The 11,911-nt window shown below is 35.3% G+C and carries 9 protein-coding genes; 8 read left to right on the top strand and 1 reads right to left on the bottom strand.

All coding sequences use genetic code 11. The annotated features are described in order from the left end of the window. From M0Q17_RS08515 to M0Q17_RS08480, 8 genes are all read left to right on the top strand, one after another. A partial coding sequence (locus M0Q17_RS08515; protein ID WP_295085928.1) for a hypothetical protein occupies window positions 1-317 on the top strand: 317 nt, incomplete at its 5' end. Window positions 318-479: 162 nt separating this feature from the next. Further along, window positions 480-2,696, top strand: a complete 2,217-nt coding sequence (locus M0Q17_RS08510; protein WP_295085926.1) for a class I SAM-dependent DNA methyltransferase — start codon at window positions 480-482, stop codon at window positions 2,694-2,696. Continuing rightward, window positions 2,693-3,823 (top strand): restriction endonuclease subunit S, encoded by a 1,131-nt coding sequence (locus M0Q17_RS08505; RefSeq protein WP_295085924.1) that lies wholly within the window; start codon window positions 2,693-2,695, stop codon window positions 3,821-3,823. Before M0Q17_RS08510 ends, M0Q17_RS08505 begins: the two co-directional genes overlap by 4 nt. Next, entirely contained in the window at window positions 3,816-4,793 is a 978-nt protein-coding gene (locus M0Q17_RS08500) for a DUF3644 domain-containing protein (RefSeq protein WP_295085917.1), read from the top strand. The genes M0Q17_RS08505 and M0Q17_RS08500 overlap by 8 nt, the downstream gene beginning before the upstream one ends. Next, complete coding sequence (locus M0Q17_RS08495; RefSeq protein WP_295085915.1) at window positions 4,793-6,370, top strand: RNA-directed DNA polymerase; 1,578 nt, start codon at window positions 4,793-4,795, stop codon at window positions 6,368-6,370. The genes M0Q17_RS08500 and M0Q17_RS08495 overlap by 1 nt, the downstream gene beginning before the upstream one ends. Next, window positions 6,370-7,719, top strand: a complete 1,350-nt coding sequence (locus M0Q17_RS08490) for an RNA-binding domain-containing protein (protein WP_295085913.1) — start codon at window positions 6,370-6,372, stop codon at window positions 7,717-7,719. Before M0Q17_RS08495 ends, M0Q17_RS08490 begins: the two co-directional genes overlap by 1 nt. Continuing rightward, window positions 7,716-10,757: a type I restriction endonuclease subunit R gene (locus M0Q17_RS08485; RefSeq protein ID WP_295085911.1), complete on the top strand. Its 3,042-nt coding sequence runs from the start codon at window positions 7,716-7,718 to the stop codon at window positions 10,755-10,757. The genes M0Q17_RS08490 and M0Q17_RS08485 overlap by 4 nt, the downstream gene beginning before the upstream one ends. Then, window positions 10,747-11,415 (top strand): SprT family zinc-dependent metalloprotease, encoded by a 669-nt coding sequence (locus M0Q17_RS08480; protein ID WP_295085910.1) that lies wholly within the window; start codon window positions 10,747-10,749, stop codon window positions 11,413-11,415. The genes M0Q17_RS08485 and M0Q17_RS08480 overlap by 11 nt, the downstream gene beginning before the upstream one ends. Here the strand turns inward: M0Q17_RS08480 and M0Q17_RS08475 are convergent, their stop codons facing one another. After that, entirely contained in the window at window positions 11,416-11,652 is a 237-nt protein-coding gene (locus tag M0Q17_RS08475; protein ID WP_295085909.1) for an HTH domain-containing protein, read from the bottom strand. Window positions 11,653-11,911 lie beyond the last annotated feature (259 nt).

The raw sequence follows: 11,911 nt of genomic DNA, 5'->3' as shown, positions 1-11,911 counted from the left end.
CCGGTGTTTTTATGAACAAGATAGACTACGACAGATTGTATAAATACATGTCGTGTTTTGACATAAAACCTACCAAAGAGACCTTTGAGTTGCTAAAAGGCATTATCTATATCTTATGTCTAAAACACAACCCAAGCCTTGTTCCTGAACACAATAAAAAATCATTGGGAATAATTGGAAAACGGTTCACTCCTATCGACAAAGAAAACGAAGAGGATATAAAAGCCAAAGAGGCACTGTTAGAGCTAATGGAAGATATGGAACTTACTCCAGAAAAGTTTGAGCAGCTGCGAAAGGAGTTTCAGAATGAATTTTAAGTCAGCTTCGCTACGAGAAAAAGCACAATCGGGCGAGCATCACACAGCATTATATTTAACTTAAAAATTTTTGTATACAAGAGAAGCTTCATCCATATTTGGATAAAATGGATATTTAAAAATAATTTTTAATAAATAATTTAAATTAATGGATTTTCATACATGCAAAAACTCACCCTCTCTCAACTCGAACAGCATCTTTTCTCGGCGGCAGACATACTTCGTGGAAAGATGGAAGCAAGTGAGTTTAAAGAGTACATCTTCGGTATGCTGTTTCTCAAAAGACTCTCAGACCAGTTTGAAGCAGAGTATCAAAAAGTAAAAGAGGCTTACAAAAAAGATGGGCATGATGAAGCTACTATCAACATACTTTTACAAAACCATCAATTTTCGTTTAATATCCCTGAATCTGCAAGATGGCAAAGCTTACGACATCTCAAAAAAAATCTAGGTGAAAACCTTAATGTCGCTCTTGCAGGCATAGAAGAAGCCAACCTCTCATCTCTTGAAGATGTACTAAAACACATCGACTTCAACAAAAAGGTTGGTAACTCTAAAATAAGCGATAGCAAGCTCATCCAACTCATCCAACACTTTGACAAGATAAGACTTAGAGATGAGGATTTTGAGTTTCCAGACCTTTTAGGAGCGGCGTATGAGTACCTCATAAAGTTCTTTGCCGACAGTGCAGGGAAAAAAGCGGGAGAGTTTTATACACCAAGCGGAGTGGTAACGCTTCTAACCAAAATCCTCGATCCAAAACCCGGAATGAGCATCTACGACCCGACAGTTGGAAGCGGCGGTATGCTCATACAAGCAAAAGAACATATCAAAGAGATATATAACTCCGATAACTTCTCACTTTATGGACAAGATGCCATCGCTACTACTTGGGCGATGTGTAAGATGAACATGATACTTCACGGTATTACAAATGCAGACATCAAAAACGAAGACACTTTAGAAGATCCGCTTCACACAAAAGATGGGCAACTGATGCAGTTTGATAGAGTGATAGCAAATCCGCCGTTTTCTCAAAACTACACAAAAGCCAACCTAAAATACAAAGAGAGATTTAGCCACTTTATGCCCGAAGGTGGCAAAAAGGGCGACTATATGTTTGTACAGCATATGATAGCTTCGCTAAAAAGCAGTGGTAAAATGGGTGTCGTCATGCCTCATGGAGTGCTATTTCGTGGTAGTGTTGAGGGAGAATTTCGCCAAGAGCTTATAGCAAAAAGAAATATTCTTGAAGCAGTCATTGGACTGCCTAGCGGACTTTTCTACGGTACGGGCATCCCTGCCGCATTGATCATTATCAACAAAGCAAAAAAAGATGACAAAATCCTTTTTATCAACGCCGATGCCGAGTATAAAGAGGGTAAAAACCAAAACCTGCTTCGTGCAGAAGACATCGAAAAAATCAACTTTGTGTATCAAAACAGATTAGAGCTGGAGAAATATTCACGCCTTGTCAGTTTAGCCGAGATTGAGAAAGAGGATTTCAATCTAAACATAAGACGCTATATAGACAACACTCCTCCGCCAACGCCTCATGATGTAAAAGCACACCTAAGGGGCGGCATACCAAAGAGCGAATGGAATGATGAGCTTATGCAGAGTTATGGCATAACTAGCGATATGATATTTGTACCAAAAGATGAGAACTATTTTGAGTTTAAAAGCCAATTAGCAGAGAAGCAAAACATTAGAGAGTTGCTAGAGCAAAGTGAGCCTTTTAAAACCACCGACGAGAGCATAAAAGCAAAAGTTTCCGCTTGGTACGATGAGTATCAAAAGCTTATAGATGAGCCATCTAGCGATATAGCATCACTTTACAATAGCGGCTATGAACTGATAACAAAAGCATTTGCAAACGACAGCGTGCTAGATAGATTTAAGGTGCGAGGGATATTTGCCTCTTGGTGGGTGGAAAATAAATTTACCGTAAAATCCATCAAAAACAGCGGCTACGACTACAACCTGCTAAGTGATAGTTTCATAACCTCAAATGAGGCGTTCATAGGCTCTTTGAGCGAGGAGCAGTTAGCATTACATGGTAAGCTTTTAGAGCTCTTTAAAAAGCTAAAGAGCGCAAAAGAGGAAAACGACAAAGTAGTCACAAGAGAGAAAATACAAGAGCAAAAAGAGAAGCTATTTGACGGCATGACAAACATAAAAGAGCTTGTTACAAACCAGCTAAAACAAGATGCCATGAGTATCGCCAACCGTTACCTAAGTGAGAAGAAACAGACCATCATCAAAACACTTGAAAACCTATGGGATAAATACAGAGTAAGCTTGAGTGAAATAGAGAGTGAGCGAGACGAAGCAACAAACGAGATAAAAACTTACCTAAGTGAGCTTGGTTATCTATGAGTGAGATGATGCAAGTGCCTGATGGGTGGGAAGTAAAGCCTTTAAAAGATATTTTAACTATTCAGTACGGAAAAGACCAAAAAGAAGTTGAATCAGAAAGTGGGAAGTATCCAATTTTAGGGTCTGGTGGAGTTATTGGATATACAAATAATTTTTTGTATGACAAGCCATCAGTCTTAATAGGTAGAAAAGGTACTATAAATAATCCACAATACATGGAAACTCCTTTCTGGACGGTGGATACATTGTTTTATTCTCACATAAAAAATAAAAATGTCCCAAAATGGGTTTTTTATGTATTTCAGTCTATAAATTGGGATTCTTATAATGAAGCATCGGGGGTACCAAGTTTAAGTACTGCGAATATCAATAGAATTGAAGTTTTACGACCTACTGTAAAAGAACAAGAACAAATTGCCAAAATTCTCTCAACACTTGATAAGAACATAGAAACTACAAACCGCCTCATCGAAAAAGAGAAAAATATCAAAAAAGCCCTTATGCAAGAGCTTCTAACCAACGGCATAGACAAAGACGGACACATCCGCACAAGAGCAACCCATGCATACAAAGAGAGCGAATTAGGACTTATCCCTGAAGAGTGGGAGCTTGTGAGTTTAGATGATTTTTTTAAGTTAAAAAGTGGAGATACAAAACCAGAAGATACTTCAGATAGTGGTATTTATGAAGTTTATGGAGGCAATGGTATAACTGGATATTCTAATTCTAAAAATAATAATGATGAAACTCTAATCATTGGTAGAGTTGGAGAATATTGCGGCAGCATATATTTGGTAAACGAATGTTGGATAACAGATAATGCACTTTACATTACTAAGAAAGTAAAAAAGTTTGACACTCAATATATGTTTTACTTATTGCATTTTTTGAATTTAAATAAATATAAATCAGAAACCGGACAACCTCTTTTAAACCAAACAACAATAGGAAATGTAAAAACTTCGTATCCAAAAGATAAATATGAACAAAAACAAATCGCCAAAATCCTAACCACTCAAGATAAAAAAATCGAAATAGAAGAAACAAACCTAGCCAAACTAAAAGAGCTAAAAAAAGGACTTATGAACGATTTATTAAGTGGTAAAGTGAGGGTTAAAAGTGCCTAGAGTTCGTCGTATTGGTTCAATTAGTAGTGAATTGTTGAAGAAATCGAAAGAAGCCGCTTTAGCAGCAGTTCAAATTTTTAATAATCCGAATATTACTTTTAAATCTGAGTCTTTTATAGTCCTGATGAATATTGCTTGGACTTATTTGTTGCATGCTTATTATAAAAAAAACAGTATTGAATATAGATATTTTGAACAAAGAGGTAAACGAAAAAAATTTGACACCACAAGACATGGAGCTTATAAACATTGGGAATTAGAACGATGTATTAATGACAGTAACAATCCACTAGACAAAGATACTTCCAACAATTTAAAATTTTTAATTGGTCTTCGTCATGAAATAGAACATCAAATGACTTCAAAAATTGATGATCTATTAAGTGCAAGATTTCAAGCCAGTTGCCTTAACTACAACGAATATATAAAAAGACTATTTGATGACACAGAAGGTATCGAAAAGTATTTGTCACTTAGTTTGCAATTTTCAAGTATTAGTACAGAACAGAAAGAATTATTAGAAGAACATACTGAACTTCCAGCTAATATTTTAGGTTATATTTCAGCATTTGATGAATATTTATCAGATGAAGAATACAGTAGTCCAAAATATGCTTATAGGATCTTATTTGTTCCAAAAACAGCGAATCATAAAGGACAGGCTGACAAGGTTATAGAATTTGTAAAAAGTGATTCGGCGCTTGCAGAAAAAGTTAATGCGGATTATGTGATTATGAAAGAAACGGAAAAGAAAAAATATTTACCAAAGCAGGTTGTAGAAATGGTTCAAAATGCTGGTTTCTCAAAGTTCAAAATTTATGACCATACACAATTATGGAAACAAAAAGATGCTCAAAACCCATCAAAAGGTTATGGTTCGATGGTTGCTGGTGAGAAATGGCATTGGTACCAAAGATGGATTGATGAAGTAATTAAACATTGTGAAAGTTCTGGAGAAAAGTATCAATAATGGCTAAAAAATTATACTACGAATTACTTAATGAAATTTCAGCAGATGAACTCTTTGATGGATTACTTGGATATGGCTTGTTTGCAGAAAAGATACCACCTTTTTTAACTGCTGAGAATTTTTTAAATTTTTGTAAAACACCTCCAACTGGATTTACTTTTGATAAATCAGAAAAAAAATACATTCATTATGAGAGTATGAGAAACATAAATATTCCCAGAGTTTTAGCTATTCCAAATCCAATCGCATATCATAATCAATGTAAAGTGTTGTCTGAAAACTGGGATAAATTGCTTGAGTACTTTGAAAAACAAACACAGAACCAAGAATATAGGATAAGTAGGATTCATATAAGAAAAATAGATGATAGTTTTAAAGTTTTTAATACATGCTATCAAGACTTAGATGATATCGATTTAGACGATTATCCAACATTAGTACAAAATCATCTTTTTGAAATGAATCATAAAAATTTTTGTACAGATGATTATCCAGAACCTAATTTATTGATTGGAAAAAGATATGTTGTCAAGGCAGATATATCAAATTGTTTTCCAAGTATTTATACTCATTCTTTGCCTTGGGCTTTGGTAAGTAAACCCCATTCAAAAATGCACAGAAGCCCAACAGAATGGTTTAATCAAGTTGATTTTTATACTCGAAACTTGAAAGATGGTGAAACACATGGCATTTTGATAGGTAGTCATGCTTCCAATCTTATATCTGAAATCATTTTGACTGCTGTTGATAAAGCTATGTATGATAAAGGTTATAGATATATTCGTAATATTGATGATTACAGTTGTTATATTGAGACAAAAGAAAAAGCAGAAGAGTTTTTAGTGGATTTATCCACAGAGTTGAAACAATATGGCTTAATACTCAATCATAAAAAAACTGAAATTTTAAAATTGCCATTGGCTTCAACAGAAAACTGGGTAAGAAAATTAAACTCTTTTGTTTTTTCAAATGATGATAGATTGAAGTTAAGTGAAGTAAGAGCTTATCTTGATATTGCACTTGATTTGATGTTTCATAATAAAGAAAATAGTGCTATTTTAAATTATGCAATCAAAGTTTTAGCAAAAAAAGAGATGACTCAAAATGCAAAAGATTATTTTATAAAAACAGTTCATCATTTGGTTTTATTGTATCCTTATTTGGTGCCTTTGCTTGATGATAAAATATTTACTATTTTTTCAATAGATAAGTCCAAAATAGAAAAAATTTCACAAGATTTATTTCAACTTGGTGAATCTAAAAAACTTTATGAAGCGATGAGTTATGCTCTGTTTTTTAGTTTGAAATATGATTTTTTACTCACTGAAAATTTATTTGAAAAAGTAGAAAATTCTCATGATGCCGTTTTACTTTTATTGGCTTATTTACATGATGAAAAATTTATAAAACATTCTAAGGTAACAAAAAAATATAAAGCATTAGCAAGGTCATTAAAAGATGATATTGATGAATATTGGGTATTTATTTATGAAGTTTTAACTTTTGGAAACCTAAAAAGTGAGTGGAGACAAATGAAACAGGCAAATATTACTTTCATTAAAAGCGAGTTTTTATAATGAAACTACAAATTAACGAATCGCAAAATATAGAGTTTAAACAATCTTGGAGAGATGAGTATATCAAATGGGTAAGTGCATTTGGAAATAGTGATGGTGGTAAGCTCTATATCGGTGTTGATGATGATGGCGAAATCGTCGGCATTGTCAATGCAAAAAAACTCCTTGAAGATATACCAAACAAAGTGCAAGACATTTTAGGCATTATGGTAGATGTCAATCTAAAAACAAGCGAAGAAAAAGAGTACCTTGAAATCATTACAGATAAATATCCATACCCCATAAGTTACAAAGGCTCATATTACTACAGAAGCGGAAGTAGTACACAGGAGCTAAAAGGTGCAGCACTAGATAAATTTTTACTCTCCCGTCAAGGCAAAAAATGGGACGGTGTGCCTGTTCCTTATTTTGGGTTTGATGATTTAGACCCTTTTGCATTTAAACTTTTTCGAGAGAAAGCCGCGAAAAAAAAGAGAATCGATGGTGAACTTTTAAAAGAGAGCGATGAAGTGCTGACAGATAAACTTCATCTAAAAGAGGGTGCGTATCTCAAAAGAGCCGCAACACTTCTTTTTGCAAAAGAGCCTCAAAAGTATGTAACTGGAAGTAGTATAAAAATAGGATATTTCAAATCGAACAGTGATTTGGTTTATCAAGATGTGATAGAGGGAAATCTTTTTGAGCAAGTAGATAAGACTATGGAGCTTATATTTACAAAGTACCTCAAAGCGCTCATTACCTATGAGGGGGTTCAAAGGGTTGAGAGCTTTCCTGTATCTGAACTAGCTTTTAGAGAAGCGCTTATAAATGCAGTTGTCCATAAAGATTATGCTTCACAGCATACTATACAGATAAGTGTTTATGACGATAAGCTTCTTATGTGGAATGCTGGAGATTTGCCACCACACTGGACAATAGAGACACTTTTGCAAAAGCACTCATCTGAACCACACAATCCTGCTATCGCTTATCCTTTTTTCTTGGCTGGTTACATCGAGTCATGGGGAAGAGGCATAGAGAAAATCATTGATGAATCTAAAAAGTTCAATGGAATCACTCCGCAGTTTAGATGGCAAAATGGTTTATGGGTGGAGTTTTATTTTAATGAGGTCGGAGAAAAGGTCGGAGAAAAGGTCGGAGAAAATCTGACTGACAATCAGAACAAAATAGTTAAGCAAATGATTCTAAATCCAAAAATATCTGCAAGAGAGTTATCCGACATTGTAGGAATTTCAAGTAGAAAGATAGAAGAAAACATCAAAAAACTAAAAGAGCAAAATATTATCAAAAGAGTTGGAAGTGCCAAAGGCGGATATTGGGAGATAGTAGATAAAGAGGGATTAATATGAGCAGTTGGATAAGAGAAGCAGCCTATGTAGAAGAGAAGTTTTTGGAGCAGCTTAAAAGCTTGGGTTGGGATACTTTAACCATAGCAGACAATGACAACAAGCACCGAACTACCAAAGCTTTAAAAGGGCGAGATAGTTTTAAAGATGTGATTTTAGAAGATATCCTCAGTGAAGCTATAGTCAAAATAAACGGTAATTGGCTCAAAGATGAGCAGATCAAAGAGGTCATAGCTACTCTAAAGAACATCAACCACTCATCACTTTTTGAAAACAACCTTGCTTCTACTGCTCTTCTTATCGAAAATACATCCGTCGATGTAAATCATGCGACAGGTGCGAAATCTCCAACGGTAAAATATATAGATTTTGAAAATATCTCAAACAATCACTTCTTGGCAGTATCGCAATTTATGGTCGATGGTGCGCAGACTATTATCCCCGATATTACACTTTTTGTAAACGGTATCCCTTTGGTAGTCATAGAGTGCAAAGCGCCGGATGTTACTGATCCTATCCATGAAGGTGTAAATCAACTAAAAAGATATATGAATACAAGAGGAACAGAACAAAGCGAGGGTGCTTCAAAACTTTTTCATACCAATGCTTTTGTGGTGGTAAGCGCAAGGACTCAGGCAAAAAGCGGAACTATCAGCTCAAACCTAGAGCATTATCTAAGCTGGAAGGACCCATATCCAAGAGACTTGAGCGAATTTGGCAAAGATGAGCAAGATATATTAGTCGCCGGCATGTTAGCGCCTACAAATCTGCTTGAGATTATGAGAGACTTTACAGTAGTGATGGGAAGTGGCAGAAAAAGAGTCAAAATAGTTTGTCGTTATCAGCAATACAGAGCAGTTAAAAAGACAGTTAAAAGAATAATGCAAGCCAATACGCCCCAGGAGAGAAACGGTGTAATCTGGCATACGCAAGGAAGCGGTAAGTCTCTTACAATGGTCTTTTTGGTTAGGCACTTGCGAAGCATAAAAGAGCTGCAAGAGTATAAAATCCTTTTTGTCGTCGATAGAAGCGACCTGCAAGAGCAGCTAGAAGAGACAGCTACACTTATAGGCGAGAAGATAGATACCGCACTCAACGGCAAAGATCTAAAGAAAAAACTCTCTAACGATGTGAGTAACATCAATATGACTATGATGCAAAAGTTTAATGACGGTGAGTTTGAAAAGGCAAGTGAAGGGATAGATACTTCAAAAGTGTTAGTGCTCATCGATGAAGCGCACCGTACACAATACTCAAAATTTGGCTCCGCTCTAAGACTTGCTCTGCCTGATGCCGTTAAAATAGCATTTACTGGAACACCTGTAGAGAAAACCGTAGGTTCTTTTGGAAGCTACATTGATACCTATAAAATCCGTGAAGCAGTAGAAGACGGTGCAACTGTGCCAATCATCTACGAAGGAATGACTTCAAACGATACTCTTGAAAACAGAGGTGAATTTGACGCCAAGTTTGAGGATCTATTTGCAGATTTGACCTCTAAACAGATAGAAGCTATTAAGAAAAAGTACGGTACAAAAGGCGACATATTAGAAGCCCCAAAACGAATTGAAGCTATAGCAAAACATATGGTAGAGCATTACATAAAAAACATCTTACCAAACGGTTATAAAGCTCAAGTTGTAAGCTCGTCAAGAAAAGCAGCGATTCTTTACAGTGAAGCGATAAATAAAGCCTTAGAAGCGTATAAAAATGAGATTGGAGAGCTTAGGTCTAGTGTGGTTATATCTGCTAAACACAATGACAACAGCGATGACTTTCCAAAAGAGTTTACTACCAAATCTCACAAAGACAGTGCCGTAGCAGAGTTTAAAAAGCCATTAGATAGATCAAACTTAGCTTTTTTAGTAGTAAGCGATATGCTTCTTACAGGTTTTGATGCACCTATTGAGCAGGTAATGTATTTAGACAAAAAGCTTACCGCACATAATCTTCTTCAAGCGATAGCAAGGGTAAATAGAACATATGAGGGCAAAACAAGAGGGCTTATCGTTGATTATTACGGAGTAGGCGCGCATCTCAAAGAGGCATTAGCAAACTATGAAGATGCGGATGTAGCGGATGTAATGCAAGACATAAGCTGCGAGATAGACAAACTAGAACTTTCACACAGAAAAGTGATGCAGTTTTTTAATCAAAACGGTGTTGAAGAGATAAACAAAGACAATTTAGAAGATGCTGTTGTAATGTTAGCAGACGAGAAGCTGCGAGCAGAGTTTAAAATGCATTTTAAAGAGTTTACGAAACTAATAGATTTTATATTGCCACACCCTATAAAAAGATACTTTTTAGATGATGCAAAAGTGCTAGGAATGATAAAAAATGAGGCTCAGAGGAGATACAGAGATGAAGAGCTTCAAATAGAAGGGATTGGCGAAAAAGTTAAAAAACTTATCAATGAACACCTTGTGAGCCAAGGGATTGAGACAAGAGTCAGACCGGTATCGATATTTGATGATGAGTTTGAAGATGCACTCAAAGATAGACCAAATAAAGCAGTCGCCTCAGAGATGGAACATGCCCTTAGGTATACTATAAAGATCAACATTGATAAAGACCCACTCTACTACAAATCTTTGGCTGAGAAGCTGGAAAAAATCATTGCAGAGCATAGAGGTGAATGGGATAAGCTTGTAGAGAAACTCTCAAAATTCAAAGAAGAGATAGTCGGCGGAAGAGAGATTTTGGAAGTATTTAAAAAGCTTGGCTGTGATGTCTGTATGGCGTATTATGATATGTTTTTAAGCTTCTACGATGGAGAAGTGAGCGAAAAAACGAAAGATGTCATTATAGAGCTTGTTATAAATTCTCTTGGTGTAACTGTTCGAGAAATGGCAAGAGTTGATTTTTGGGGAACTACCGGGGTAGAGAGTAGAAATAGACTTCAAAACTATCTTGTTGGACTTATCTCAGCTACAAAAGATGCGGTGTTAATTAAACATATTGCTCTCATAAAAGAGCAATTTATGAGCCTTACAAAAGAGAACCAAAAAGAGCTTCAAGGTTTAAAGCTTGATAATTGATTACGAACTTATACGATCCAAGCGTAAAAGCATCGGCATCACTATCGAGAGAGATGCAAAAGTAGTCGTTAATGCTCCACTTGATTTGGATAACAAAGAGATAGAAAAACATGTGCATAAAAAAAGAGTATGGATTTGGGAAAAGTTAGCAATTAAAAAATCAATAATTGATAATATCGCTTCAAAGAAGTTTGTCTCAGGAGAGAGTTTTAGCTATCTAGGACGAAACTATAGATTTCAAATAGTTGAGGGAAATAGTGAACTAAAACTCAAAAATGGTTGGTTTGTACTGGGACAGAAGAAGCAGCCAAAATCAAAAGAGATCTTTAAAGCTTGGTACAGCGAACATCTAAAAACTAAAATAGATGAGCGGCTAGAGAGTATTTGCAAAATGGCAAATATTTTAAAACCTGACTTTAAAATAATGGAACTTGGCTTTCGCTGGGGCTCTTGTACAAAAGATGGTGTCTTAAATTTCAACTGGAAAATTGCAATGGCTCCTATAGGAGTAATTGACTATATTATTGTTCATGAAATAGTACACCTCAAGGAGCATACGCATAATGAGAAGTTTTGGAAAGAAGTAGGCAAAATAATGCCGAATTATGCAGAAAAAAAAGAGTGGTTAAAGGCGCAGGGGAAAGGTTTGTCACTTTAATTACTTAACTTTATTTAGACCAAAAACATCAGCCCCATCCCTAAAAATAAGTCTCCCAAATTTATCTTTGGTAATATCCCAGCCACAGAGTCTTTGATAAATATCGGTCTGTATGGTTCTTTTAGAAACATTAAACTCCTCTGCTAAAGATGAGATAGTAGGTCTTTCGTCTTTAGTGAGCATAGAGAGTATGGAGATAAGTCTAAAAAGAGCTTTGTCATATGATTTTTGTGCCATAGTAAAACTCCTTCCATTATACAGCGTTACTTAAAAGCGGCAGTGCTTGAGTAATACTCACCAAAAGCTCTATTGTGAGTACAAAGATTGTATATCTGTACTCTTTTGTTAAGTGTTTTGCTTTTCTCATCTGTTGCTCCTTTTATCCTATATTAGTATTTATTAAACAGATTATATACTAATATGCATATTATGTCAAGAAGTAAATTGCTATATTAGTATTTTATATGGTAAAATTATCCAAATATAGTATAAAAAG

Origin of the sequence: Sulfurimonas sp. (genome assembly GCF_023229105.1) — a bacterium.
Classification (GTDB): Bacteria; Campylobacterota; Campylobacteria; order Campylobacterales; family Sulfurimonadaceae; genus Sulfurimonas.
The sequence above is the reverse complement of the archived record's forward strand: the minus strand, read 5'-3'. Positions and strand labels throughout refer to the sequence as shown.